This window comes from Cupriavidus sp. UYPR2.512, from assembly GCF_000379565.1.
Lineage (GTDB): Bacteria > Pseudomonadota > Gammaproteobacteria > Burkholderiales > Burkholderiaceae > Cupriavidus.
In genome coordinates, this window is record NZ_KB902852.1 from 123,512 (window position 1) to 148,048 (window position 24,537).

The window sequence follows — 24,537 nt, forward strand, 5'->3', positions numbered from 1 at the left end:
CGGGGGCGGCCGCGTCGGGTTTGTGATTATGACCGGCCAGCTTTGTCATGTTTGTGATGGGCGCCTTCGCGCGGGCGGCCCATCAGGATCGGCTGGAAGAACACGGCGCCGACCAGGGTGCACGCCAGCGCCAGCGCCAGCAGTTTGCCCATGCTGGCGGTGCCGGGATGCTGCGACAGCCACAGGCTGCCGAAAGCGGTGGCGGTGGTGGCCGCGCTGTACAGTACGGCGTGCGTCAGGCTGGACTGCAGCAGCTGGGTCTTGCCGTGCCGCCAGGCAATCACGTAGTAGATCTTGAACGCGACCCCGACGCCCAGCAGCAGCGGCAGCGCGATCACGTTGGCAAAGTTCAGCGCAATGCCGGACAGCACGCACAACTCCAGCGTGACGATGGCCGAAACCAGCAGCGGTATCAGCGTGCGCAGCACGTCGCCGAAGCGGCGCAGCGTGATCCACAGCAGGATGGTGACCGACACCACCGCCCACACGCCTGCCTGGGTAAAGGCGGCCATGATGGTATCGGCCGAGCCGCGGATGGCGATCGGCCCGCCGGTGGCGGTCGGTGCCACGCGCTGCACCGCGGTGATGAAGCGGTCCAGCGCGGCCTCGCGCTGCGCGCTGGCGGGCGGCAGCTTCGGGCTGACGCTGACCAGCGCGCGCCCGTCCGGCGTGATCCAGTCGCGCACCAGTTCGGGCGGCAGCGTTTGCTGGCTGACGGGCTGCGGGTCCAGCGCCAGCTTCAGCCGTGCCAGCGCCAGCTGCAGCGGCACGGCGATGGCGCGCTCGGCGCGGTCGCGCGTGGTGGCGTCGGCGCTGGCCAGCTGCTTCAGCGCGGCGGACAGGTGCGCGGCTTCGGCCGCGCCCGGACCGGGATGTTCGTCGGCGGCGATGGCCAGCTGCCGCGCGGCATTGCGCAGCGCATTGACGCGCGCGGTGTCGGTGGCAGGCGTGGCGGTGGGCTGCGTCAGCGCTGGCATCAGCGCGGCCGAAGCCTGGCCGATGGCCTGCAGCCTGGGCGGCTGGTCGTCGGGGATAAAGGTCTGCAGCGTGACCGCGCGCGCCACCTCGGGCAGCGCCGCGAGCTTGCCGGCGAGATCGCGCGCAGCCGGCAGCGAAGGCGCCAGCACGCTGACATCGTCGGTGCCGGCCTGCGGCGCGTCCTTGAGCGCCAGCAGCGTGGCCATCGATTCGGACCTGGGGTCCTTCAGGTGCAGCGGGTCGAAGTCAAAGCGCAGGCGCGGCAGCAGCGGCGCGCCTGCCAGGATCGCGAGCAGCGTGACCAGCAGCACCGGCTTGCGATAGCGGTCGAAGAACCGGTCGGCGGGCGCCAGCCACGCGAAACCCGGCGCCTCGGGCTCGCCGCCGGGCTTGAGCACGCAGATCAGCGCCGGCAGCAGCGTGAAGGTGGTGGCGAATGCCACCATCATGCCCACGCCGGCGATCAGCCCCAACTCGGCCACGCCGCGGTAGTCGGTGGGCAGGAAGCAGAAGAATGCCGCCGCCGTGGCCGCGGCAGCCAGGGCCAGCGGCGCGCCCACGCCGCGCGCGGACAGCCCCAGCGCTTCGACGATATGGTCGCGGTCATGGCGCTCGGCGCGGTAGCGCACGCCGAACTGGATGCCGAAATCCACCCCCAGCCCGACGAACAGCACCGCGAACGCCACCGAGATCATGTTCAGCGCGCCAACCATGGCCAATCCCAGCGCGGCAGTGATCAGCAGCCCGGCAAACAGGCTGGCCAGCACCGCCACGATCAGCCGCGCCGAGCGCAAGGCCAGCCACAGGATCAGGACCACCACCAGCACCGTCAGCACGCCGTTGAGTACGGCGCCGTCGCTGACCGAGGCGAATTCATCGTCGGCCAGCGCCTGCGGGCCGGTCAGGCGCACCGTGGCCTGGTAGCGCTGCGCCAGGTGCAGGTCGGCCGCTGCCTGCCGGATCGCGCGCGAGGCGGCGGCGCCGGCCTGCAGGTCGCTGTAGTCCAGCACCGGGCTGAGCGCGATGTAGCTGTAGACGTGGCCATCGGGCCCGGGCTTGAGGCTGTCGTCGAGCAGCCCTGCCCAGGACAGCGCGGCGGGCTTGCCGGCCAGCACCTGGTCCAGTGTCTGTGCACTGCTGCCCAGCAGCCTGGCCATGTCGCCCAGCTTTACCTGCCCCATCTGCAGCGGCAGCGTCAGCGTGGTGGTGAGGAGATCGGACAGGCCGCGCAGTGTCGGGTCATGCGCGAGCGCGTTGACCAGCGGGCGCGCCTGCATGAGCTGCTGCGTGAGCTGGCGCACTTCATCGGTGCTGGCGAACAGCAATCCGTTGCGCGCGAAGAACGGGCCGCCGCCGGGCTGGCTGACCGCGGTGAAGCGTGCCGGCTGGCGGCGCAGCGCCCCGGCCAGCGCGTCGGCGGCGGCCTCGGCCAGTTCTGCCGCGGGCGCCTGCACCACCGCCAGGATCAACTGGTTGCGCTGGGGAAAGGCGTCGCCGATGGCGGCGTCGCGCACCGCCCAGGGGGCGTCGGATTTCAGCAGGCGGCCGATGTCGGTATTGATCGCAAAGTTGCGGGCCACGTAGACGCCGCTGGCGGCGGTGAGCAATGCCGCCAGGATGATGACGCGCCACGGCCAGGCGGTGGCAAGCCGGACAATGCGTGTCAGCAGCGAAGTCAACATGGGCGGATCCGGAAGGAGCACGAACCGCGAGTATATCGGCTGGTAGCGTGTCGCATGCGGCATGCGCGGCCCGTGGCATCCGCGATGCAGGCCGATCCGCTATAAACTGTCAGCCTGGCGCCGGCGCTGCAGCGGCGGCGCCGCTTCACGGTCCTTCCCGGCTCTCACATCCATGACGATTCACGGTTTGCTTCCCCTGGCGCCGCTTGCAGCGGTGGCCATGGTTTCTGTAGCGCACGCCCAGGCTATCCAGCCCGGCGACCTGCGCGCCAGCCCCGAGCGGCTGGTGCAGGCCGCGGTGGAGGGCGTGATCGGCACTATCCAGTCCAATCCCGACACCCGCGCCGGCGACCTCGGCAAGATCACCGCGGTCGTGCAGAAGCAGTTCCTGCCTTACACGGATTTCCAGCGCACCACACGGCTGGCGGTGGGGGGTGCCTGGCGCACCGCCACGCCGGAGCAGCAGCAACAGCTTTATGAGCAGTTCCAGATGCTGCTGGTGCGCAGCTATGCGGTGTCGCTGGCGCAGCTGCGCGAGCAGAACGTCAAGTTCCGCTACCAGCCGGTCAAGTCCGGCAGCGGCGCCACCGATGTGGTGGTGCAGACGCGCGTGCTCAACAATGCCGACGAGATGCAGATCGACTACCGGCTGCAGCGCACTGCCAACGGCTGGAAGATCTACGACATCAATATGATGGGGGCGTGGCTGATCGAGGTGTACCGCAAGCAGTTTGCGGACATCGTCGCGCGCAGCGGGGTCGACGGGCTGGTGAAATACCTGACCACCCACAACGCGCGCCAGGCGTCTGACGCCTGAGCGCCGCGCGCCATCATGGCGCGGCGTGGCCGGTGTGCCGGTTGCGGCGCCAGTGGCGCAACTCCACCCACTGCCATGACAGCAGCGCGGGCACGCCGAACAGGATCTCGCGCGCGCGCTTGACCAGTGCCAGCGCCAGCGAGACCTGCGCATCCATCCCCAGCACCTGCCCCAGCAGCATCACCACCGCTTCCTGCACGCCCAGCCCGGCGGGCACGAAGAAGGCCACCTGGCGCGCGGCCTGGGTGAGCGATTCGATCGCCAGCGCCTGCCAGACCGGCACCGGATGGCCCAGCAGCATCAGCGCCAGCCAGATCTCCAGCGTGCCGCTGAGCAGCCCTGCCAGTTGCCAGCCCAGCGCCGCCAGCAGCTCGCGCCGGCGCCGGTTGAGCGCGCGGATATGGGCATCGAGCCGCGCACCGTCGATCATCGCGACGATGCGGTGATCTTCGCCAAACAGCTTGCGCGCCGCGCTTTCCAGTTTTTCGAATACGGCGGTGTGCCGCAGCGACAGCGCGAACAGCACCGGCACCGGCAAGGACAGCAGCAGCCCGGCCAGGATGACCCAGGCTCCGCCGCTGTCCTGCAGCGCGGCCACCAGCAGCAGCACCCCCATGGCCGAGAACAGGTACTGCGAGAACAGCGTCACCATCACTTCGACCACGATGCTGGCAGTCACCGCAGTGGTGTCGCGGATGCGCAGCCGCGTCAGGCGGATGCCGACCAGTTCACCGCCGACCCCCACCGTTGGCAGCAGGCGGTTGACCGCTTCGCGCACAGTGGCGACCCACCACAGGAAACCGAGTCCCGCCTTCTCCTCGGGGTCGGCCGAGGCCAGCAGGACGCGCCAGCCTTGCGCGTCGAGCAGCAGCGGCAGTGCGTGCAGGGGCACCAGCAACAGCAGCAGCCAGCCGCCCTGCGCCACGATGGCGGCGATATCGCTGGCGCCCTGGTGGATCACCAGCGCGGTGAGCGCCAGCAGCCCGATCAGGCCGGTCAGGTAAGCAATGCGCTTCATCTTGAAGTTTCAGGGCACCAGCACGTCGGCAAAGCCGCCGCGCCGGTTGGCCGCGCGCTCCAGCGCGGCGCGCACGCGCGGCGACAGCAGCGCGGCCAGTTCGTCGGCGTGGCGGTAGCCAAGCATCGATGCGGCGATGGCCGCGCCCGACACCACGGCCGGGTGCAGGTAGATCTCGCCCACGCCCGCGGGCAGGCGCGCCAGCGCCTGCAGCAGGGCTGCCTCGTCCATCTGCCCGCTGCGCGCGATGCCGACCACGTAGTCATTGTGCGCGATGCCGGCACGGTCCAGGCGCCGGCGCAGCAGCGCCAGCCAGGGGCGCAGCAGCAACGGCGCGCCATGCTCGCGCGGCAGGCGCATCGCGCGCAGGCCGTAGTCGCGCCCGATCGACAGGATCAGCGACAGCACCGTCGGATGCAGGTGGAAATGCTTGTGCGTGTTGACGTGGTCCAGCGGCAGGCCGGTGGCGGCAAAGGCTTCGAACTGCGCGCGGATCTCCGCCGCCAGCTGGCGGCGCACCCGCGGCAGGAAGAAGAAGCGGCAGCCGTCCAGGGCCATGGCGGAGCCGAAGCGGGCTTCGGCGTCGACCAGGTCGGGGATCTGCGCGCGCGGCAGCGTGGCCGGGCCGTCGGCCAGCACCACGTGCAGCCCCACGCGCAACGACGGCAGCCGGCGCGCGCGCTCGACCGCGTCCGCCACGGCGGGCGCGCCCACCATCAGGCTGGCGGCGTTGAGCACGCCGTCGCGGTGGGCCAGCTCCACCGCCTCGTTGACGGCGGGGTGCAGCCCGAAGTCGTCGGCGGTGACGATCAGCGCGCGTTGCGAGGCACAGGAAAGCGCGTGGGCCAGGATCAGGCCTCGTGCGAGCGCAGGAAGCGGAAGAACTCCACGCCTTCACGCAGGCGCCGCTTCATCATGTCCCAGCTGCCCAGCATCTCGCGCACAATTTCCCAGATCTTGCCGGGGCGGAAGTAGAAGCGCTTATAGAAGGTCTCCACGCCGTGGTAGATGTCTTCCTTGGACAGGTGCGGATAGCTGATCGCGGCCAGCTGCACGCCCTGGTCATTGACCAGGTTGATGACCTTGTTTTCCTCGAGCCAGCCGTTCTCCACCGCCTGGCGGTACAGCGTGGTGCCAGGGTAGGGCGCGGCCAGCGACACCTGGATGGTGTGCGGGTTGATTTCCTTGGCGTACTCGATGGTCTTCTCGATGGTCTCGCGCGTTTCGCCCGGCAGGCCCAGGATAAAGGTGCCGTGGATCTGGATGCCCAGCTTGCGGCAATCCTCGGTGAAGCGGCGCGCAATGTCCGTGCGCAGGCCCTTCTTGATGTTCAGCAGGATCTGGTCGTCGCCGGACTCATAGCCCACCAGCAGCAGGCGCAGGCCGTTCTCCTTCATGATCTTGAGCGTGCTGTACGGCACGTTGGCCTTGGCATTGCAGGACCACGTCACGCCCAGCTGGCCCAGCCCGCGCGCGATCTCTTCCACGCGCGGCTTGAAGTCGGTGAAGGTGTCATCGTCGAACATGATCTCCTTCACCTCGGGCATGTTCTCCTTGATCCACTTGACCTCGGCGATCACGCTTTCGGCCGAGCGCGTGCGGTAGCGGTGCCCGCCCACGGTCTGCGGCCACAGGCAGAAGGTGCACTTCGAACGGCAGCCGCGGCCGGTGTAGATCGACACATAGGGGTGCTTCAGGTAGCCGATGAAGTAGTTGTCGATCTTCAGGTCGCGCTGGTAGACCGGCGCGACGAAGGGCAGCTCGTCCATGTTCTCGATCATCGGGCGCTGCCCGTTGTGTTCGAGCGAGCCGTCCGGCAGCCGGTAGGAGAGGCCCAGGATGTCCTTGAGCGGCTTGCCGGCGGCCACGTCCTGGCAGGTGTAGTCGAACTCTTCACGGCAGACGAAGTCGATGGCGTCGCTCGCGCCCAGCGTGCCGCCCGGATCGACCGCGGGCTTGGCGCCGACCATGCCGATCATCACGTCCGGCTTGCGCTGCTTCAGTTCCTCGGCAAACTTCGCGTCGGTGGGGAAGGAGGGCGTGCTGGTGTGGATGATGATCAGCTCATAGTCCGCGGCGATATCCAGCGTCTGCTGCACGGTCAGGCCGTCGGCCGGTGCGTCGAGCACGCGGCTGCCCGGCACCAGCGCGGCGGGCTGCGCCAGCCAGGTCGGGTACCAGAACGACTTGATCTCGCGCTTGGCCTGGTAGCGCGAGCCCGCGCCGCCGTCGAAGCCGTCGAAGGAAGGGGCCTGGAGGAACAGGGTTTTTTTCATAGCGGCCTCTGGGGATGGATGCCGGTGGATGAAGGTTGGTTCGGGGTCAGCGCAGGACTGGTGTGCAGGGCATCCCGCACCGACAGCACTTGCTCGCGCCACTGCACGCGCTTGCCTGCCAGCGCAAATGCCCAGCCGGCCAGCAGCAGCGCATCGCGCAACGGTGCGCGCAGTGCGGCGGCGACGCTGCCTGCCAGCACGCTGCGCGCCAGCGCGCCGACGGCCGCCACCGCAATCACCAGCGGCAGCGGTGCCAGCAGCACACCCAGCGCCAGCATCGGCCAGGTGAACGTGATGAAGGTAAAGGCAAAACCCGGCGGATTCAGCGAGCGGATCGTGCGCAGCCAGCGCAGTTCATGGCGCCACAGGTCGGTGAAACGGTCCTCGGTGACATCGGTTGTGACCACCACCTCCGCCAGCACCGTGCGCAACCCCTGCTGCCGCGTCAGCTCGCCCAGCCAGTAGTCGTCGGCCAGCCGGTCCGACAAGGCTGCGAAGCCACCGATGGCTTCCAGCACATCGCGCCGCAGCGCAATCGTCGCGCCAAAGGCAAAGCGTTGCGAGCCGCCCGCATGCGCAATGCGCACCGAGGGCGCGAACCAGTCATTGATGAACTGCGCGCCGACGCGCGACCACGGCCCGCCCGTCGGGTTGCCGCGGTAGAGGCAGGTGGCCACGCCCACGCCGGGATCGGCCAGCGGCGCGGTCACGCGCGCCAGGTAGTCGGGCGGCACGGCGATATCGCTGTCGGCGATCACCAGCAAATCGTGCCTGGCCTGCGCGAACAGGTTGATCAGGTTGCTGACTTTCAGGTTGGTGCCGTGCACTTGCGGATCGGCCACCAGCGCGATGTCGCACGCCGGGAAGTCGCGGCGCAGCCGTTCGACCACGGCAATGGCGGGATCGTCCGCGGCACGTACGCCGAATACCAGCTGGAACGCCGGATGCCGCTGCCGGCACAGCGTGGCCAGGTTCTCGTACAGCCGGGGCTCGGCGCCGCACAGCGGCTTGAGCACGCTGACCGGTGCCGTTGCCGTGCCGCCGCCTGCCGCAGGCGCGCGGCGCGACAGCCAGGCGGCGGCCAGCGCATAGCCCGCCGACACGCAGGTCAGCGCAGCGCCCGGGAGGGTGGCGGCAAGTTCCGCGGCCATCGGCAGTGCCGTCAGTGCGTGGCCGCGGCGTTGGCCTTGGCCGGCCGCGGCCGGTTGGCGGGTGGCTTCGCGCGCTGGATTTCCTCGAGCTTGATCTCGACGTGGCGCGAAAACACGTAGTCGGCCGGCCGCTGCTGGTCCAGCGCGATGTCGGGCGCCATCGGCCCGCTGGTGCGCACGCCGCGCAGGCTTACGCCCAGCGCCTTGAGCGGATGCGCAAAGGTGTCGGCCACGGCGGTGGCTTCATAGCCGCTGTGCACCATGCAGTCGGCGCACTTCTCGTAGTTGCCGGTGCCGTAGGCGTCCCAGTCGGTCTCTTCCATCAGCTCGCGGAAGGTGGCGGCATAGCCCTCGCCCAGCAGGTAGCACGGACGCTGCCAGCCGAACACGGTGCGCGCCGGGTTGCCCCACGGGGTGCAGTGGTAGGTCTGATTGCCGGCCAGGAAGTCCAGGAACAGCGTCGACTGGCTGAAGGCCCAGTTCTTGCCGGCGCGGCCGCGGCTGAGGATGTCGCGGAACAGCTGGCGGGTCTTGCCGCGGTTCAGGAAGTGCTGCTGGTCCGGCGCGCGTTCATAGGCATAGCCCGGCGACACGGTGATGCCGTCCACGCCCAGCGCCTTGACCGAGTCGAAGAACTTCGCCACGCGCTCGGGCTGGGCATCGTTGAACAGCGTGCAGTTGATATTGACGCGGAAGCCCCGTGCCTTGGCCAGCCGGATCGCCTCGACGCAGCGGTCGTATACGCCTTCCTGGCACACCGAGCGGTCATGCATCTCGCGGTCGCCGTCCAGGTGCACCGACCAGATGAAATACGGGCTGGGCTGGTACTGGTCCAGCTTCTTTTCCATCAGCAGCGCATTGGTGCACAGGTAGACAAACTTGCGCCGCGCGATGATGCCTTGCACGATCTGCGGCATGTCCTTGTGCAGCAGCGGCTCGCCGCCGGCGATGGACACCACCGGCGCACCGCATTCATCCACCGCCTCCAGGCATTCCTGCACCGACAGGCGCTGGTTCAGGATGGGGTCCGGATAATCGATCTTGCCGCAGCCTGAGCACGCCAGGTTGCAGCGGAACAACGGTTCCAGCATCAGGGCAAGCGGATAGCGTTTCTGTCGCGACAGATGCTTGCCGACGATGTAGGCGCCCACGCGGGCGACCTGCAGTAGCGGAATAGCCAAGGCAGCTTCCTCTGGTTGGTTCAGCCGGCGATATTCTCGTTGGCGGTGGCAGGTGCGGCCGCGAGTGCGGCGGTTTCCTTGCCGGCCTTGCGCGGGGCCGGTTTCGGCTTCACGTCGGCCAGCTCGGCCGGCAGCCGGAACTCGGCATGTTCCTCGCGCCCGGCCATGGTGGTGACATCCACCGGGCCCAGCCGGCGCAGCGCGTTGATCACGTCCTCGACCATTTCCTCGGGGGCGGAGGCGCCGGCGGTGATGCCCACCACGTTGGCGTTGCGCACCCAGGCGGGGTCCAGTTCGCTGCCTTCGGCGATCAGGTAGCTGGGCACGCCGCTTTCCGTGCCGATCTCGCGCAGGCGGTTGGAGTTGGAGCTGTTGGTCGCGCCGATCACCAGGATCACGTCGGCCAGCTTGCACAGGTCGCGCACCGCGCTCTGGCGGTTCTGCGTGGCGTAGCAGATGTCGCGCGTATCGGGACCGACCAGGTTGCTGAAGCGGCGCCCGAGCGCGGCGATGATATTGCGGGTGTCGTCCACGCTCAGCGTGGTCTGCGTGACGTAGGCGACCGGGGTGTCGGCGGGCAGGTCCAGCCGCGCGACCTCGGCCTCGTTCTGCACCAGGATCACCTTGCCCGGGATCTGGCCCATGGTGCCTTCCACCTCCGGGTGGCCGGCATGGCCGATCAGGATCACGGTGCGGCCGCTGGCCGCGTACTGGCGGCCCTGGGTATGGACCTTGATCACCAGCGGGCAGGTGGCGTCGATGGCATGCAGCTGGCGCTGGCTGGCATCGGCGATGACCTCGCGCGAGACCCCGTGCGCGCTGAAGATGGTCACCGCGCCGGTCGGGACTTCGTCCAGTTCTTCGACGAAGCGCGCCCCCTTGTCCTTCAGTCCCTCCACGACGTGCTTGTTGTGCACGATCTCATGTCGCACGAACACCGGGGCGCCATGCTTGACGAGGGCGCGGTCGACAATCTCGATCGCGCGCACCACGCCGGCGCAGAAGCCCCGGGGCTGAGCAAGAATCACCTGCATAGAGTAAGCCCCCCGACCCTTTGCAACGGGTTTCAGTGTTTGGGATGGCGGGACGGGAAATGCACCGGCAACCGCCGGAGATCCACCGCAGATCACATTTCCGTCGCACGATGGTTACTATATACCCGACACGCCGGCTTTGTCTGGAGTCGCTTTGGCCAGCGCGAGGCTGGCCAAGGCGATTCCGTCTTACGGGAAAACGGGTTCATGACGATAAACGATGACGTGCTGGTGACAGGCGCCTCGGGCTTTCTCGGCTCGGCGGTGGCGCGCGGGGCGCTGGCACGCGGCTTCCGGGTGCGCGTGCTGGTGCGCCCGCAAAGCCCGCGCACCAACCTGGCCGGGCTGCCGGTGACCGTGGCGGAGGGCGACATGCGCGACGCCGGCGCGGTGGCCGCCGCGCTGCAGGGCGTGCGCTACCTGTTCCATGTGGCCGCCGACTACCGGCTGTGGGCGCCGGACCCAGAGGACATTGTGCGCACCAACGTCGACGGCACCCTGGCCGTGATGGAGGCCGCGCAGCAGGCCGGCGTCGAGCGGGTGGTCTATACCAGCAGCGTGGCGACGCTGCGCGTGGCAGGCGCGCGGGCGCCGGTGGACGAGACCGCGGCGCTGCGCCCGCACGAGGCCATCGGCGCCTATAAGCGCAGCAAGGTGCTGGCCGAGCGCGTGGTCGAAAAGCTGGTGGCCGAGCGCGGCCTGCCGGCGGTCATCGTCAATCCGTCCACCCCGATCGGCCCGCGCGACGTGCGGCCCACGCCGACCGGGCGCATCATCGTTGAGGCCGCCATGGGCAAGATCCCCGCCTTTGTCGATACCGGCCTGAACCTGGCGCATGTGGACGACGTGGCCGAAGGGCATTTCCTGGCGCTGGAACGCGGCCAGGCCGGCGAGCGCTATATCCTGGGCGGCCAGGACGTGATGCTGCAGCAGATGCTGCGCGAGATCGCGCAGCTGTGCGGCCGGCGCCCGCCGACCGTACAGCTGCCGCGCTGGCCGCTGTACCCGCTGGCCTACGGGGCGGAGGCGGCGGCGCGCTTTACCGGCAAGGAGCCGTTCATCACTGTAGATGGACTCAATATGTCCCGGTACCGGATGTTCTTTACATCAGACAAGGCGCGCAAGGTGCTGGGCTATCAGCCGCGGCCATACCAGGAGGGCTTGCGGGACGCGCTGGAGTGGTTCCGGGCGCAGGGGTATCTCGGCAGGCAATAAGAACCCGTTTCATAACGGCTTCCAAGGGCGGCAGGGCGGGCTCAGGACCGCACCGGCGCCTGCGCGCGGCCCTTCCACTGCCCGCCGCGCCGCAGCCAGTAGCGCCGTGCCGAGTCGATGGTTGCCCCCAGGTAGAACAGCGCCGTGAGCGGCAACAGCGGCGCCAGCCACGCCGGCTGCCGGTATTCGCGCAGCATCGGCAGGTAGGCCAGGGTCAGCGCGCCCCAGGCCAGCCATGCCGGCCACAGCCGCCAGCCGATCGCCAGCACCGGCGGCACCAGGTAGGTCAGCGCCATGCCCGCCACCGCGCCGGCCAGCCGCAGCGGCGAATAGCGCAGCTGGGTGTAGGCGCTGCGCGCGATCATGTCCCACAGGCTGTGCCAGTCGTTGTAGGGCCGCAACGACACGCTGTCGTCGGCCAGGTCCAGCCGGATCGCGCCGCCGGGCTTGATGCGCGCGGCCAGGCTGCAGTCGTCGATCAGCTCGCCGCGGATGGCGGCAAAGCCGCCAATACGCGCCAGCGCCGCGCGGCTGGCCAGCATGCAGCCCCCGGCCGCGGCGGCCACGCGGCTGCGGGCATCGCGCACGCGGGCGAACGGGTAGAGCTTGGCGAAGAAGAAGACAAAAGCCGGCACGATCAGCCGTTCCCAGGCGGATTCGCAGCGCAGCCGCACCATCAGCGAGACCAGGTCGCGCCGTTCGTGCTCGGCGCGCGCCACCAGCGCGGCCAGCACGCCGGGGCCGTGCCAGATATCGGCATCGGTCAGCCAGACGTAGCGGGCCTGCGGAGCGATGCGGTCGGCCGCGGCCAGTCCTTCGGACTGCGCCCAGACCTTGCCGCTCCAGCCGGCCGGCAGCTCGCGTGCGCCGATCACGGTCAACCCCTGCGGACGTGCGGTGGCCGCGGCGGCGGCGCGGGCGCTATCGGCGGTTCCGTCCTGGCTGTGGTCGTCCACCACGACCAGCGCCAGCCGGCCCGGGTAGCGCTGGCCCAGCACGCCGGCCACGGCGCGGCCGATCACCTCGGCCTCGTCGCGGGCGGGAATGACCGCGACCACATCCGGCCAGGCCGCGGGATCCGGTGCGGCAGCCGGCTTGCGCACACGCCAGAAGCCCGCGCGGGCAAAGATCAGCACCAGCCAGACCGCCAGTGACAGCAGCGACAACGCCAACGCAAGGTGCATGGGCCGGCCTTATTTCACGAAGCGCCGCGCCAGCCGGGCCAGCCGCGGCACGGTTTCCGGGCGCAGCAGGCGCGCGTCATAGCCGGCCATGCGCCGGTCGTTCTCGGCCAGGCACAGGTCGATCATCGCGCCCGGCGTCAGGGCTTCGCCCAGCGCCGCGGAACCGTTCATGGTGAAGTTGGCATCCTGGGCCACGCCGTCGGTGTCGATGCCGCGCGCGATGCCGATGCGCTCCCAGATCAGGAAGGCCCACACCCGCGCCACCTTCAGCGCAAACAGCGGGCGGCGCCACCACGGCAGGTTGCGCCGGTACCAGGCCGCCCAGTTGACGAAGAACAGGATATGGCGGCCTTCCTCCTGGATCACCGGCTCGAAGGTCTCGACCAGCTCGGCGGGGAAGAAGCCGGAGCGCCTGGCCGCGGCGAACAGGCCGAAGGCAAAGAAGCTGTCGATGCACTCGCTGTAGCCGGTGACCAGCCAGCCCCATTCCGGATCGTCCGGGGGCGGGTAGTCAGGCTCGGGCGCGAGCGCGATGCCGTAGGCCTCCACCAGCTTCGACAGCACCACCTTGTGGCGCGCCTCTTCGCCGCCGTCCATCTCCAGTGCGCTGCGCAGCAGGGGGTCGCCGACGGTGTCGGCAAAGGTCTTGACGCGGACCGAGGCGCGGCCCTCGGTCTGCACGGCGATATCCCAGATCGGCAGCGAGGTGACGCGATGCAGGGCCTGCGGCGACAGCTTGGGCCAGTCGATGACGGCCGGCTTGTAAGGGTTGTGGGTCTGCAGCAGCATATTGCAGAACATCTGCAGGTGCTGCGCGGAGCCGATGCGCACCGGCCCCGGAGTGGGGTCGGCCCAGTGGCGCATGGCATGGTCGGCCTGCTCGACGGCAGTGCGCGCGACCGTATCGGCAACCGCGATGGCGCGGGCCTCGGCATCGGCGGCGCTGTTGCGCGGCGGCGCCGCCGCGTTGCCAGCAACCTCAGTGGTTTCGGACATTCGGCCCCCTGGCGTTGGATTGCCCGGGAGCCATTGTAGCGAGGCGCGCCGGCCGGCGCACCCCGTGGGCCAGAGCCAGGTCAGGCGCGGTAGCTGACCGGCCCGCGCGAGCGCATGTCCAGCGCGTAGTAGCACGCCGTCAGCAGCACCAGCCAGCCCGGGCCCACGTACAACGCCACGCGGGTTTCCGGGAAGTAGGCCATCAGCGCCACCACCAGCGCCAGGAAGGCCAGCGCGATGTAGGAGCCATACGGCCAGAACGGCATGCGGAAGGCCAGCGCCTTGCGCTCGGCCGGCGCCAGGCTGCGGCGGAAGTTGATCTGCGTGACCAGGATGATGGCCCAGGTCCAGACCGCCCCGAAGGTGGAGATCGCCGTCACCCAGATGAAGACCTGCTCCGGCACCAGGTAATTGAGCAGCACGCCGCACAGCAGCGCGGCGATTGACACCAGCAGCGCGCGGCGCGGCACACCATTGCGGTCGACCTTGGCAAAGGCCTTCGGCGCCTGGCCCTGCTGCGCCAGGTTGTACAGCATGCGCCCGGTGCTGAAGATGCCGCCGTTGCACGACGACAGCGCCGCGGTCAGCACCACGAAGTTGATGATGCCGGCGGCGGTCTTGATGCCCAGCCGCTCGAAGGTCAGCACGAACGGGCTGCCCTGGGCGCCGATCTCATTCCACGGGTACAGCGACAGGATCACGAACAGCGCGCCCACGTAGAAGATCAGGATGCGCCAGAACACCGAGTTGATCGCGTCCGGGATCGACTTCTTCGGGTTGCGCGCCTCGCCGGCGGTCAGGCCGATCATCTCCACGCCCAGGTAGGCGAACATCACCATCTGCAGCGACATCAGCACGCCCGAGGCGCCGTTGGGCATGAAGCCGCCGTGCTGCCACAGGTTGGCGATGCCGGTGGCGACTCCGCCGTTGCCGAAGCCGACGACGATCATCGCGCCGCCGCCGATCAGCATCAGCACGATGGTGACGATCTTGATCATGGCGAACCAGAACTCGAACTCGCCATAGGCCTTGACCGCCATCAGGTTGACCGAGCCCATCGCCGCCAGCGCGGCCAGCGCCCAGATCCAGCGCGGCATGTCGGGGAACCACATGCCCATGTAGATGGCCACGGCGGTGATCTCCGCCACGCAGGTCACCAGCCACAGGAACCAGTAGTTCCAGCCGGTCAGGTAGCCCGCCAGCGGGCCCATGTGGTCCTGTGCGTAGCGGCAGAAGGAGCCGGCCACGGGGTTGTGCACGGCCATTTCGCCCAGCGCGCGCATGATCAGGAAGATCACGGCGCCGCCGATCAGGTAGCCCAGCATGATGGCGGGGCCGGCCATCTTGATGGCATTGCCGGCACCAAGGAACAGGCCTACGCCGATGGCTGAACCCAGTGCCATCAGCCGGATATGGCGTTCGCCCAGGCCGCGTTGCAGATGTTCTGCGCTTGCACTCATGTGTCGTTGTCTCCGTGTCATCTGAAAGGCCGCGCCGGCCTTCGTGGGGCCGGCGGGAGCAGCTATTTTCTCGTCCGCGGCGGGCCGCAAACGGAAAATAGCGGGCAGGTTAATCAGATCGCGGGGATATTTGTTGCTGAATTCGTGGTGAAATTCAGGAAAAATTGCTGCGGCAGCTGACGAATATGGCGGCTCGCTCGAAAACCGCCTGCGTTTCCTGGGCGAGGTGACGCAGGCGCTGATCGAGGGCACGGGCAGCAAGGACCGGGTCGGTATCCGCCTGGCGCCACTGACCACGCTCAATGGCTGCGTCGACCCCGATCCGGAGACCACCTATACGGCCGCGGCAAAGCTGCTCGGCGAGCTAGGCGTGGGCTACATCCATATCGCTGAGGCCGACTGGGACGATGCGCCGCATATGCCCATCCGAGGATGGCGAGTCGATCCGCTACGCCATCGTCGCCGGCCCCTACGCCGGAGCGACTGGCGAGGCCCGTTGCGAGTGGCAGGAAATCTCGGAGGGCATGTATGCGATCTCGTGGCAGGAAGCTGACGGCGCGACCGTGGTGCATGTCGACGACTTCGTGCGCGGCCGCTCCATGGCATTCTTCACCGCCGCGGACAAGACGTTCTACCGGATGCAGGGCCCGTTGACGGCGCTGGCCGACCCGTCGGCTAGCTAGCGCTGAGTGTCTTGATAGGAGCGTGTCAACCAGTTCGGCGAGCTTCTGATTGCAGAGGCTGTTGTGTTGACGAGAGCGCTCGGCAGGCGTGAATCCTGAGCCTGGTCATCAGGCTCAGGAATAGCGGCGGATGGACTGTGCTACTTACTCGGCCACGACATGCGCAACCTTGATGGTCTGCGCATAGCGAGCCGCTTCGTCGGCAATGACCTTCGCGTAGTCCGCGCTGGATCCTCCCACGGGTTCGATACCGGCAACGTGGAACTGCGAGACCACCTCGGGCATTTTGACTGCCTCGGTAACCGCGTCGGCCATTTTCTTGACCACGGCGTCCGAGGTTCCCTTTGCGGCAAGCAAGCCGACCGTCACAGCGAAGTCGTATCCTGGCACCACCTCGGAAATCGCCGGAATCTTAGGCGCAAGAGCGGAGCGCTGCAGGGAGTTGGTGCCGAGAATCTTGACCTGGCCCGATTTGACGAAGCCCGACAGCGACGGCAAGGCAGCAAACACCACCTGGACCTGGTCCCCGATCAAAGCCGGAACGGACTGGCCTGAGCCACGAAACGGTACGTGCTTGATATCCAGCGTGAGGGCGGTCTTCAGTGCTTCCATCGACAGGTGATGGGTGCTGCCGATGCCGGAAGATCCATAGTTCAGCGCGCCCGATCTGGATTTCGCCAGCGCGACAAAATCGTTGAGTGAGTTGGCTGGAACGTGTGCATTGACGGCGAGGAAGAGCGGAGACCTGGCGGCAAGCGAGACGGGTACGAAATCGCGCTTGGGTTCATACGACAGGTTCTTGTAAATCGCCGGATTGATGGACATCATCGAGCCGTCGGTCACCAGGAACGTGTGGCCGTCGGCAGGGCTCGTCATGAGCGCCTGGGCGGCGACCACGCCATTGGCGCCGGGCCGGTTGTCAACGACGACCGGCTTGCCCAGGCGTTGGGTGAGTTGCTGGGACAAAACGCGCGCAACGGTGTCAGGCAAGCCTCCGGGCGCGTAGGGAACGATAAAGCGGATGGGCTTGGTGGGCCAGGCATCGGTGCTGGCCATGGCCAATGCGGGAACGAATGCTGCGGTGAGGCCGAGGCCCAGGCTGAGGCAAAGCCTGCGTCGCGCAAGCCGGATTTGGGGGCGGTTCATGTGTTGTCTCCACTTTACGATCGTAGTGCATGCGGCGGCCCTTGGCGATGCCGTTCTGACGATGGCATTCGTGGGCTCGCTGCGCGGGGGGTATCCGGATGATGGTCTTGGGCGAGCCATGGGTTCAGGCGACCGGTAATATGTCGACCGGATGTGGCGAAGCCCTCGCCTGCCGCGTGAGCGTTACGTCCCGATCCTCGCGCGCCGAGGTCAGCATCGCCAGGCAGACCTCGAGCGTGGACCGCGCCCACGCGCCGTCATGGAGCGGGTCGCGGCCATGGATGACGGCATCGACCAGTTCGTCGATGACCTCGAAGCGGGGCACCGCCGGTGCCGGCAGGGGGATGTGTTCGCGCTGCGTGTCGGCGTAGACCCAGATGCCGTCCGGCATCGGCCGGATATCGGCATGCTCGCAGCTCACGATGACCGGCCCGAAGTGCTGGTTGGCGAGCGCGCGTTCCGTGCCGGCCGGGGCCTGCCACGACGGGCCGCCGTAGGTGCCATCCGTCTTCAGGCGCGCCTCCGCCTGCGCCGTGCCGACCGCCGCCAGCTTGCGCCGTGCGCGGCCGTAGTCCTCCTCGCGCGTGGCGAATCCCATTTCGCTGAAGCCGCCGTTCCACGGATCCGTGTCGAAACGGCCATAGCCGCTGTAGGTCAGCGACGCGTAGGCACCGTCCTCGAACCAGAGCATGGCGCTATAGGCGCCCTCGGTCGGCCGGGCCGGGTCCCATCTGCCCAGTGTCGCCCGCACACGCGTGGCGGGCGCGCCTGCCAGCAATCGCACCACGTCGACCTGGTGCGCGGCCTGACTGAACACCACGCCGCCGCCGGCCTCCGTCTGCAATTCCTCGGGGCGCCGCGGGCGATACAGGAAGTCGGTGTAGTTCAGCGCGTGAATCATGCGAACCGCGCCGAAGCGCCCTGACGCGATCAGTTGCCGCGCGTGCAGGTATGGCGAATCAAAGCTGTGGCAATGCCCCACGATTATCCGTACGCCGCCGCGCTCGCAAGCCGCGATGATCCGGTAGCACTCCGCGAGCGAGATCGCCATCGGCTTCTCCACGAGCAGGTGCTTGCCGCTTTCCGCCGCCAGGCACGCATGCGCAGCATGGTACTGATGAGGGCTCGCGATGTAGATGGCGTCAAGGTCTGGCGACGCCGCCATGGCCGCCAGGTCCTCATAGACGGGCGCATTGAAATCGCGCGCGAACTGCTGGCGTGCCGCTTCGCGGGGATCGCAGGCGGCGGCGAGGCGCACGCGCCGATCCGCGAGGAACGTAGGCAGCATCAGCGAGAAGGCACGGCCGAGCCCGACCACGCCCAGGCGCACTTGCCGGGTTGCGTTGGCGCTCATAGGTCGATCACCAGTTCGGCGCACTTTGCCCGCGAGACGCAGATCATCACCTGGTGGTCCAACTCCTCCGGCATCAGCACCATGTCGCGATGGTCCGCCTCGCCCGAGACCAGCCCGGTACGGCATGTGCCGCAGGTGCCGCTCTCGCAGGACGATGGCACATTGCAGCCATGCTGGCGCAGCACGTTCAGGATGCTCGCGCCGACCGGCACTTCGTAGCGTTGCCCGCTGCGGCTGAGCACCACGTCGAACGGCTTGTCGTCGGCACGCACGCCGCCGCCCTCGTTGAAGCTTTCGAAGTGGATCCGGGTGGCGGGCCAGTGCCCCGACATGTCGCGCACCGCCCCCATCAGGCCGCGCGGACCGCAGCAGTAGATGTGGGTGTCGCACGGACGCTCGAGCACCGGCCACAGATCGAAGGCCTTGCCAGGATCGCCGAAATCGTGGTGGATCTTCACCTTTCCCTTGAGTTCGGGCGCCTGCAACTCGTCCAGGAAGGCGGTGCTCTCGGGCGAGCGCGTGAAGTAGTAGAGCCGCCACTTTGCGGTGGAAAGCTCGCCAAAGCTGCGGATCATCGAGAGAATCGGCGTAATGCCGATGCCGCCGGCGATGAAGACGAATGCCTTGGCGTCCTCCAGCAGCGGGAAGGCATTGTCGGGCAAGCCGACCGGGATCAGGTCGCCCTCGCTGGCATCGTCGCACAGGCTCTTCGAGCCACCCTGTCCCTGTTCGTCGCGCTTCACGGTGATCACGTAGCGGTGCCGCTCGGCGGGGTCGTTGCACAGCGAGTACTTGCGCAGCATGCCGTTGGGCACCTGCACCTTGATGTGAGAGCCCGGCGTGAACGGAGGCAGCTCGGTGCCGTCCGCCTGCACGAACTCGAAGCTGCGGATGCCTTGCGCGGCGTCGTGGATACGCGCGATGCGCAGCAGCATCGGCGTGTCTGTATGGGGCTCGGGATGGAGCGGTGTGGTAGTCATGATGCGCATTCCTGTCAGTCGACGATGCGCATCGACAGGTCGATCGCGCGCACGTCCTTGGTCAGCTTGCCGCTGGAAATCCGGTCCACGCCGGTGGCGGCGATGGCCTGCAGCGATTCGAGGTCGACGCCACCGGAGACCTCCAGCAGCGCCCGCCCGGCGTTCAGCGCACAGGCGCGACGCATGTCGTCGAGGCTGAAGTCGTCCAGCAGGATGCTGGTGGCCCCGGCGGCCAGTGCCGCCGCCAGCTCTTCCAGGTCTTCCACTTCGATCTGCACCGGCACCTCGGCGCCGAGGTGCGCTGCGCGCTCGAGCGCCTCGCGCACGCCGCCGGCCGCGGCGATATGGTTCTCCTTGATCAGGATGCCGTCCCACAGCCCCAGGCGATGGTTGGCGCCGCCGCCCACGCGGACGGCGTACTTCTGCGCGAGGCGCAAGCCAGGCAGCGTCTTGCGGGTGTCGAGCATCGCGCAGCCGTTCGGATTGGGCGACACCCCGGCGATCCGCTCGATGTAGCGGCGCGTCACGGTGGCGACGCCGGACAGCGTCTGCAGGAAATTCAGCGCCGGGCGCTCCGCGGACAGCAGCGCCCGCGCGTCACCGGTGATGCGGCAGACCTCGGAGCCGGCGAGCACGGCCTCGCCCTCGGCAATCCGCCACGCAATCGACGCGTCCGGATCGAGCCGCGCCACGCATGCGTCGAACCACGGCTGGCCCGCGATCACAGCGTTTTCCTTCGCCACCACGCACGCCTGCACGCGCCTGGCCGCGGGCACGAGCTGCGCCGTCCAGTCGGCGCGCCCGATGTCCTCGCGCAGCGCGTCGTCGACATTGCGTCGCAGCGCCTGCTCAAGGGTTTCGTTGTACTCGAACATCTTTGCTCCTGGAGGTGCGCGGGCGCGGCATGGCCCCGCCCGCGCGTTCGTCAGATGCTGTAGGACTCGTAGGTGGAGGGGTGGAACATCTCCTCCACTGGCATCAGCCGCTCGGACAGGCCCTGGCCATGGTGATGGCGGGCGAACGTCTCCAGCGTGCGCAGGTTTGCCTGCACGCCGTACGACCAGTAGTCCTCGCCCAGCGTCTCGCGGGCGGCCTTCAGCATCTCTTCCACGAACGGCATCGTCACCTTGGTCGCGGACGTATCGGACAGCTGCGCCAGCGCGTGGGCCATGGACTGGCTGAACGCCTTGAAGACGGCGCCCGGCAGCCACGGCTGCGCCTCGGCGAGGGTCTTGCGGATGCCCACCACATGCATGATGGGAAACACGCCGGTGCGCCGGAAGTAATCTTTCGCCTCGGCGGTCGGATCGTCGAAGAGCCAGCCCACGTTCTCGTTGCGCAGCGCCGCCGCGCCCGGGGGCCGCGGCGCGATGAAGCCGTCGATCTCGCCGCTGTCCAGCAGCTCGGAGATTGTGCGGCCTTCGGGCGCGGCCTCCACGCGGACATCGGCGGGAAGCTGCAGCTTCACCTTCTCCGGACGCCCCGGCGTATCGATGCCGCCGCGTACCCAGGTCACATCGGACGGGCGGATGCCAAAGTCGTCCTGCAGGACCGCACGCGCCCACACGATCGCGGTGAGCTGGTATTCCGGAATGCCGATGCGGCAGCCCTTCAGGTCCTGGGGACGTCCGATACGATCCTTGCGTACATAGATGGAGGTGTGGCGGAACGCCCGCGAGAGAAAGACGGGCACCGCGATGTACGGACAGTCGCCGCGCGCATGCCTGACCAGGTAGCTCGAAAACGACAGCTCGCTGATATCGAAGTCCTGGCTGCGCATGGCGCGGAAGAACATTTCCTCCGGGTTGAGCGTCATGTAGACGGGATCGACGCCGTCGATCTGGACGCGGCCATCGAGCAGCGCGCGGGTACGGTCATAGTCGCCCATGGCGACGGAGAGACGGAGTTTGGTCATCGGTGATGGAGTGGGGGCTCGGGGGAATGCGGGTGGCGGTCAGCGGGGGATGTCGGGGATGTGCTCCTCATGCCGTGACGGAGTACGACGGCTCCAACTCGGGCAGTTCGGGTCCGCCGGCCCAGACGTATTGCACGTTGAAGGTACGCCAGTCATCGGACTTCGGCACCACCGCCTGGAACGCGCAGACGTCCGCGGGAATCGCATTGGCACCCGTGCCGATCGCTTCGCCGCCCTGCTGGAACGCCCTGACGGCATCCAGCATCTGCTTGCGGAACTCAACGATGGCGAGATCGCTCGCGCCCAGCCGGTCATGGCTGCGGTCGGCGATCGGGCCCATCGTCAGCCACATCGCGACGTCCTGGTTCGGGAAGCCGGCAATCCCGGTGAAGTTGCCCGCCTTCATCGCCTGGCGGTCCTGCCAGAAGCGGTTGTCGATGTTGCGCAGCGGGCGGTAGTACGCGTCCAGGTCCACGCCGACGGTCTGGCGCAGGAACTTGCGCCACGTCTGCGTTTCGGGAGTTTGCGTCGGATGGCCCCAGGCGATGAAGTAGAACGCCGTGTTGGTGTCGTCCATCGGCACGTTGATGTTGGCGACGTTGTAGAGGTTGTTCGGCGGGATCAGCGCGGTTGCCGGCGCGACGAAGACCGTGGAGCGCACATAGTCATGCGTCTGCGCCTGCTGGATCGGCCTGCGGATGGCGGCGTAGCGGAAGCCGTAGCCGCCGCGCTGCACCTGCAGCCGCGGCGCCTTGTCGGTCGAAGGGCGCAGCCACAGGCTGTCAGTTGCCTTGGCGCAGTCCACGCGCGCCGGCACCATGTCCGAGCTGTGCAGGCTCGAGCTGTGCGCGGAATCGATCGCACCCTCCAGCACCTGTGCCCAGTTGCAAGGCAGCAGCACCTTGGCGATGCTGACGCGGGTGTCCTCGGTCGGCGCCCAGCGTGGCGGCACGAATTCCGGCACCAGGTCCGCCGGTCCCATGTATGCCCAGACCATGCCGCCCCATTCCTTGACCGGATAGGCCTTGTGCTTGACTTTCTCTGCCATGCCGCTGGCTGCTGGCTCGGAGACCATCTCCAGCACGTTGCCCTCCACATCCATCTTCCAGCCGTGATAGAGGCAGCGCAGGCCGCCTTCCTCGTTGCGGCCGAAGACCAGCGATGCCCTGCGGTGCGGGCAATACTCGTCCATCACCCCGACGCGGCCGTCGCTGTCGCGGAACACGACCAGGTCTTCGCCGAACACGCGCGCCTTTACCGGCGCGCCATCGGGCTCCGTCACCTCCTCGAGCAGGCAGACCGGCGTCCAATGCCGGCGCATCAGCTGCCCCATCGGCGCATCGCCTTCCACACGGCACAACAGATCGTTTTCTTCCTTCGTCATCATTTGGGGGCTCCTGGCCAGCGCATCTCCGGCGCTGGCCGGTCTGGCGTTCTGGCTTTGCTTGAAAATACTTAGTGGCCTAAGAATAATCAGAGAAAACATCGATAGCAAGGCGGGACTGGGAAACCAAGGGAAAATACTTAGGAGGCTAACAAAAAGAGGACGTGCGCCGTCACAGTCACGTGCGCAATGCGCGGCCGGACGGGAAGCAAGGCATCGGCTTGCCAGATGCTCGGCGCAAGGCAAATAAGTGCCGGCTGCGAAACAGGTCGCAGCCTGGAAGATCGAGAGGGGGAGGGAGGAGGGGGGCGGGGGCGGCTGGAGATGTGTTGGGAAACAGGACTGCCAGCCGCAGTCCTCCCCTTGCAGTCGCGCAGTCGCTTACGCTTGCTCGATACCTTCCTGGTCGCGGGTCAGGTTGTCGATCATCACCAGCAGGGCGCGGCGAGTGTTGGCGACTTCTTCCGCGGCGAGATGCTGGACCGCCACCGCATTGACCTCTTCGGCCAACGGTACCAGCGTCTTGCGCAGCCGCTTGCCCAATGGCGTGAGGAACACATAGATGTTCTTGCGATTGGTCGGCCGGCGCTCCAGCGTGACATAGCCGAGCGCCTCCATGGCTTGCAAGGCCGCGAATGTGGTCGGCTCCATCACGCCCGCTTCGATGCTGAGCTCACGCTTGGTGATGCCGTCGCGTTCCCAGAGAATGCGCAGGAAGGTCCAGTGGCCAAGCTGCACGTCATGCTGGGAGAGTCGGTGCTGCAGCGCGCGCAGGAAGAACCGCGTCGCGTCTTTCACAAGGTGCGCAAGGCGATCATTGGGCACGTCGTCGTGCCAGCGGCGCAGGACGCGCTGGGCGATTTCCTGTTCTCTGAGTGCAGAGGCTTTCGACATAGGGCGGGAAGCAAGGACAAAGGCGTATTCTGCCACGGCTTGTCTGTGCTTTACGCAGGCTCCGCGGCCGGACGGACTTCCAGGTTCCTGCGCAGGACGACCGGCTTGGCGCCGGCGTGCTGCTTGCAGATCCAGTGCGCCAGCGCCGAATCCAGATGTTGGACATGCGCGGGGAACCAGTGCTCCAGTTCCTCCGCCAGCCGGCGCACTACCGCAACCTCCCCGCGTACGAGCCTTGCCTGCACACCGGATACAGAGGCCAGCACGGCCTTATGTTCGCCGATGTGGCACTTGCGCGGCGGAAAGGCCGTTGCCTCCATAAGGCTGTCCTCGTGCAGGAAATGCGTTCGTGCCAGTTGTAGCAGTTCCTCCAGCTTCTCCGCCAAGCCGTCAACAGGCGCTTCGCGCAGTGACTGGATAAGTGCCGCAAACTGTCGATGTTCGTCGTCAATCGCGCGATGACCGATCAGTAGCCCGTCATGCCAGTACATTGGATTGTGCGCTGCCATCATGCCTCGATCAACTTTGTTAGGAGCCTAAGCATTATAGGCGGGGCAGGTTCCGTAGGCAACGACAATGAGCATGGCGAGGAGTGCTGTTGGCTGCACGGCGTGGCGAAGACGCCCGGATCCCCGCAGTCCAGTGTCTCGATGCTGCTGCGGACCATGGTGGCGCGCGGCTACATGGAGTTCGACGCCCCAGCTTAGAACCTATTGCCCGTCGGTCTGCGTCGCGTTCCTGTGCGGGTGGACCACAAGAAAACAAGGCACCGGCGCCTCGCGGCCGCTTCCAGTGCCGCTCGCGAGGTGACCACCTCGCTCTGGGCTTCACGCAGGCGGTCGAGCAATTCCGCGCCGACCGTGGCGATCACGCGATGTTCCTGCAGTAACCGGCTGATGATGATCCGCGTGCCGGGATCCCGTTCCACGAGCAGCGCGTAGGCCACATCCTCACGGGGGTGGTGCACGCAATCGCCATAGTTGCGCATGTAGTGGATGATCGTGGCCATCAGGCCGTAGTCGGGCTGCTCGCCCTGATGGAAGGTGCTGACCTGCTTTTCCAGCAGGTCGAGCATTGAGGCGAAATGGATATGGTCGGTATGCCAGGCGGCAAGCGGTGTCGGGCTCGGGGTGGAAAGCGACGCCGCCCTCTGACTCGCCTCGACGCGAGAGGGTCACCACGGTTAGCC

21 protein-coding genes and 2 pseudogenes are annotated in these 24,537 nt (G+C 67.6%); 4 read left to right on the forward strand and 19 right to left on the reverse strand.

The annotated features are described in order from the left end of the window. Nucleotides 1-26: 26 nt before the first annotated feature. The gene (locus A3A5_RS0100585) at nt 27-2,660 is read right to left on the reverse strand and encodes an MMPL family transporter (protein ID WP_018308719.1); all 2,634 of its coding nucleotides are present in this window, start codon (nt 2,658-2,660) and stop codon (nt 27-29) included. Between the two features lie 172 nt (nt 2,661-2,832). Between A3A5_RS0100585 and A3A5_RS0100590 the strand changes: the two genes are divergently transcribed. Further along, complete coding sequence (locus A3A5_RS0100590; protein WP_026200320.1) at nt 2,833-3,477, forward strand: phospholipid-binding protein MlaC; 645 nt, start codon at nt 2,833-2,835, stop codon at nt 3,475-3,477. Nucleotides 3,478-3,490: 13 nt separating this feature from the next. Here the strand turns inward: A3A5_RS0100590 and A3A5_RS0100595 are convergent, their stop codons facing one another. The 6 genes from A3A5_RS0100595 to ispH are packed head-to-tail and all read right to left on the reverse strand — an operon-like array spanning nt 3,491 to nt 10,137. Beyond that, a complete protein-coding gene (locus tag A3A5_RS0100595) occupies nt 3,491-4,495 on the reverse strand; it encodes a lysylphosphatidylglycerol synthase domain-containing protein (RefSeq protein ID WP_018308721.1) in 1,005 nt (334 codons plus the stop codon). Between the two features lie 9 nt (nt 4,496-4,504). Next, entirely contained in the window at nt 4,505-5,308 is an 804-nt protein-coding gene (gene hpnK, locus A3A5_RS0100600) for a hopanoid biosynthesis-associated protein HpnK (protein WP_081623787.1), read from the reverse strand. A gap of 38 nt (nt 5,309-5,346) precedes the next feature. Beyond that, on the reverse strand, nt 5,347-6,771 hold the full coding sequence (gene hpnJ / locus A3A5_RS0100605; protein ID WP_018308723.1) for a hopanoid biosynthesis associated radical SAM protein HpnJ: 1,425 nt from the start codon (nt 6,769-6,771) through the stop codon (nt 5,347-5,349). Continuing rightward, nucleotides 6,768-7,922: a bacteriohopanetetrol glucosamine biosynthesis glycosyltransferase HpnI gene (hpnI, locus tag A3A5_RS0100610; protein WP_018308724.1), complete on the reverse strand. Its 1,155-nt coding sequence runs from the start codon at nt 7,920-7,922 to the stop codon at nt 6,768-6,770. Before hpnI ends, hpnJ begins: the two co-directional genes overlap by 4 nt. A gap of 11 nt (nt 7,923-7,933) precedes the next feature. Continuing rightward, nucleotides 7,934-9,103 (reverse strand): adenosyl-hopene transferase HpnH, encoded by a 1,170-nt coding sequence (hpnH, locus tag A3A5_RS0100615; protein WP_018308725.1) that lies wholly within the window; start codon nt 9,101-9,103, stop codon nt 7,934-7,936. Between the two features lie 20 nt (nt 9,104-9,123). Beyond that, nucleotides 9,124-10,137, reverse strand: a complete 1,014-nt coding sequence (ispH, locus tag A3A5_RS0100620) for a 4-hydroxy-3-methylbut-2-enyl diphosphate reductase (protein ID WP_018308726.1) — start codon at nt 10,135-10,137, stop codon at nt 9,124-9,126. Nucleotides 10,138-10,344: 207 nt separating this feature from the next. Here ispH and hpnA point away from each other — a divergent pair, with 207 nt between their 5' ends. After that, nucleotides 10,345-11,352 (forward strand): hopanoid-associated sugar epimerase, encoded by a 1,008-nt coding sequence (hpnA, locus tag A3A5_RS0100625; RefSeq protein ID WP_018308727.1) that lies wholly within the window; start codon nt 10,345-10,347, stop codon nt 11,350-11,352. 41 nt (nt 11,353-11,393) lie between these two features. On the opposite strand, the gene A3A5_RS0100630 is transcribed toward hpnA, so the two are convergent. The 3 genes from A3A5_RS0100630 to A3A5_RS0100640 form a co-directional block, all read right to left on the reverse strand. Next, a complete protein-coding gene (locus A3A5_RS0100630; protein WP_018308728.1) occupies nt 11,394-12,536 on the reverse strand; it encodes a glycosyltransferase in 1,143 nt (380 codons plus the stop codon). Between the two features lie 9 nt (nt 12,537-12,545). After that, entirely contained in the window at nt 12,546-13,532 is a 987-nt protein-coding gene (locus A3A5_RS0100635) for a hypothetical protein (protein ID WP_018308729.1), read from the reverse strand. 80 nt (nt 13,533-13,612) lie between these two features. Then, nucleotides 13,613-14,992: an amino acid permease gene (locus A3A5_RS0100640; RefSeq protein ID WP_018308730.1), complete on the reverse strand. Its 1,380-nt coding sequence runs from the start codon at nt 14,990-14,992 to the stop codon at nt 13,613-13,615. A 178-nt stretch (nt 14,993-15,170) separates the two neighbouring features. Here A3A5_RS0100640 and A3A5_RS44315 point away from each other — a divergent pair. Beyond that, nucleotides 15,171-15,419, forward strand: a pseudogene (locus A3A5_RS44315) (alkene reductase); the annotation flags it as partial. Further along, on the forward strand, nt 15,400-15,675 hold the full coding sequence (locus A3A5_RS44320) for a hypothetical protein (protein WP_018308731.1): 276 nt from the start codon (nt 15,400-15,402) through the stop codon (nt 15,673-15,675). The pseudogene A3A5_RS44315 and the gene A3A5_RS44320, both read left to right, overlap by 20 nt. 144 nt (nt 15,676-15,819) lie before the next feature. Here the strand turns inward: A3A5_RS44320 and A3A5_RS0100650 are convergent, their stop codons facing one another. The 9 genes and pseudogenes from A3A5_RS0100650 to A3A5_RS40660 form a co-directional block, all read right to left on the reverse strand. Beyond that, complete coding sequence (locus A3A5_RS0100650) at nt 15,820-16,821, reverse strand: tripartite tricarboxylate transporter substrate binding protein (RefSeq protein ID WP_026200321.1); 1,002 nt, start codon at nt 16,819-16,821, stop codon at nt 15,820-15,822. A 124-nt stretch (nt 16,822-16,945) separates the two neighbouring features. After that, nucleotides 16,946-18,175: a Gfo/Idh/MocA family protein gene (locus A3A5_RS0100655; protein ID WP_018308733.1), complete on the reverse strand. Its 1,230-nt coding sequence runs from the start codon at nt 18,173-18,175 to the stop codon at nt 16,946-16,948. Further along, entirely contained in the window at nt 18,172-19,155 is a 984-nt protein-coding gene (locus tag A3A5_RS0100660) for a PDR/VanB family oxidoreductase (RefSeq protein WP_018308734.1), read from the reverse strand. Before A3A5_RS0100660 ends, A3A5_RS0100655 begins: the two co-directional genes overlap by 4 nt. A gap of 14 nt (nt 19,156-19,169) precedes the next feature. Further along, on the reverse strand, nt 19,170-20,030 hold the full coding sequence (gene nadC, locus A3A5_RS0100665) for a carboxylating nicotinate-nucleotide diphosphorylase (RefSeq protein ID WP_018308735.1): 861 nt from the start codon (nt 20,028-20,030) through the stop codon (nt 19,170-19,172). 50 nt (nt 20,031-20,080) lie between these two features. Next, nucleotides 20,081-21,070 carry a 4,5-dihydroxyphthalate decarboxylase gene (locus A3A5_RS0100670; RefSeq protein WP_026200322.1) on the reverse strand — a complete coding sequence of 330 codons (990 nt, stop codon included), beginning with the start codon at nt 21,068-21,070 and terminating at the stop codon, nt 20,081-20,083. Nucleotides 21,071-21,137: 67 nt separating this feature from the next. Beyond that, nucleotides 21,138-22,457 (reverse strand): Rieske 2Fe-2S domain-containing protein, encoded by a 1,320-nt coding sequence (locus tag A3A5_RS0100675; RefSeq protein WP_018308737.1) that lies wholly within the window; start codon nt 22,455-22,457, stop codon nt 21,138-21,140. A gap of 378 nt (nt 22,458-22,835) precedes the next feature. After that, on the reverse strand, nt 22,836-23,348 hold the full coding sequence (locus tag A3A5_RS0100680) for a MarR family winged helix-turn-helix transcriptional regulator (RefSeq protein WP_018308738.1): 513 nt from the start codon (nt 23,346-23,348) through the stop codon (nt 22,836-22,838). A gap of 50 nt (nt 23,349-23,398) precedes the next feature. Further along, nucleotides 23,399-23,839 (reverse strand): bacteriohemerythrin, encoded by a 441-nt coding sequence (locus A3A5_RS0100685; RefSeq protein WP_018308739.1) that lies wholly within the window; start codon nt 23,837-23,839, stop codon nt 23,399-23,401. A 212-nt stretch (nt 23,840-24,051) separates the two neighbouring features. After that, a pseudogene (locus tag A3A5_RS40660) lies at nt 24,052-24,456 on the reverse strand (hemerythrin domain-containing protein); the annotation flags it as partial. Between the last annotated feature and the right edge of the window lie 81 nt (nt 24,457-24,537).

Excerpts from the sequence above, each read along its gene's own strand:
- A3A5_RS0100585 (WP_018308719.1), bottom strand. The coding sequence starts at position 2,660 with ATGTTGACTTCGCTGCTGACACGCATTGTCCGGCTTGCCACCGCCTGG.
- A3A5_RS0100590 (WP_026200320.1), top strand. The coding sequence starts at position 2,833 with ATGACGATTCACGGTTTGCTTCCCCTGGCGCCGCTTGCAGCGGTGGCC.
- A3A5_RS0100595 (WP_018308721.1), bottom strand. The coding sequence starts at position 4,495 with ATGAAGCGCATTGCTTACCTGACCGGCCTGATCGGGCTGCTGGCGCTC.
- hpnJ (WP_018308723.1), bottom strand. The coding sequence starts at position 6,771 with ATGAAAAAAACCCTGTTCCTCCAGGCCCCTTCCTTCGACGGCTTCGAC.
- hpnI (WP_018308724.1), bottom strand. The coding sequence starts at position 7,922 with ATGGCCGCGGAACTTGCCGCCACCCTCCCGGGCGCTGCGCTGACCTGC.
- ispH (WP_018308726.1), bottom strand. The coding sequence starts at position 10,137 with ATGCAGGTGATTCTTGCTCAGCCCCGGGGCTTCTGCGCCGGCGTGGTG.
- hpnA (WP_018308727.1), top strand. The coding sequence starts at position 10,345 with ATGACGATAAACGATGACGTGCTGGTGACAGGCGCCTCGGGCTTTCTC.
- A3A5_RS0100630 (WP_018308728.1), bottom strand. The coding sequence starts at position 12,536 with ATGCACCTTGCGTTGGCGTTGTCGCTGCTGTCACTGGCGGTCTGGCTG.
- A3A5_RS0100635 (WP_018308729.1), bottom strand. The coding sequence starts at position 13,532 with ATGTCCGAAACCACTGAGGTTGCTGGCAACGCGGCGGCGCCGCCGCGC.
- A3A5_RS0100640 (WP_018308730.1), bottom strand. The coding sequence starts at position 14,992 with ATGAGTGCAAGCGCAGAACATCTGCAACGCGGCCTGGGCGAACGCCAT.
- A3A5_RS44320 (WP_018308731.1), top strand. The coding sequence starts at position 15,400 with ATGCGCCGCATATGCCCATCCGAGGATGGCGAGTCGATCCGCTACGCC.
- A3A5_RS0100650 (WP_026200321.1), bottom strand. The coding sequence starts at position 16,821 with ATGAACCGCCCCCAAATCCGGCTTGCGCGACGCAGGCTTTGCCTCAGC.
- A3A5_RS0100655 (WP_018308733.1), bottom strand. The coding sequence starts at position 18,175 with ATGAGCGCCAACGCAACCCGGCAAGTGCGCCTGGGCGTGGTCGGGCTC.
- A3A5_RS0100660 (WP_018308734.1), bottom strand. The coding sequence starts at position 19,155 with ATGACTACCACACCGCTCCATCCCGAGCCCCATACAGACACGCCGATG.
- nadC (WP_018308735.1), bottom strand. The coding sequence starts at position 20,030 with ATGTTCGAGTACAACGAAACCCTTGAGCAGGCGCTGCGACGCAATGTC.
- A3A5_RS0100670 (WP_026200322.1), bottom strand. The coding sequence starts at position 21,070 with ATGACCAAACTCCGTCTCTCCGTCGCCATGGGCGACTATGACCGTACC.
- A3A5_RS0100675 (WP_018308737.1), bottom strand. The coding sequence starts at position 22,457 with ATGATGACGAAGGAAGAAAACGATCTGTTGTGCCGTGTGGAAGGCGAT.
- A3A5_RS0100680 (WP_018308738.1), bottom strand. The coding sequence starts at position 23,348 with ATGTCGAAAGCCTCTGCACTCAGAGAACAGGAAATCGCCCAGCGCGTC.
- A3A5_RS0100685 (WP_018308739.1), bottom strand. The coding sequence starts at position 23,839 with ATGTACTGGCATGACGGGCTACTGATCGGTCATCGCGCGATTGACGAC.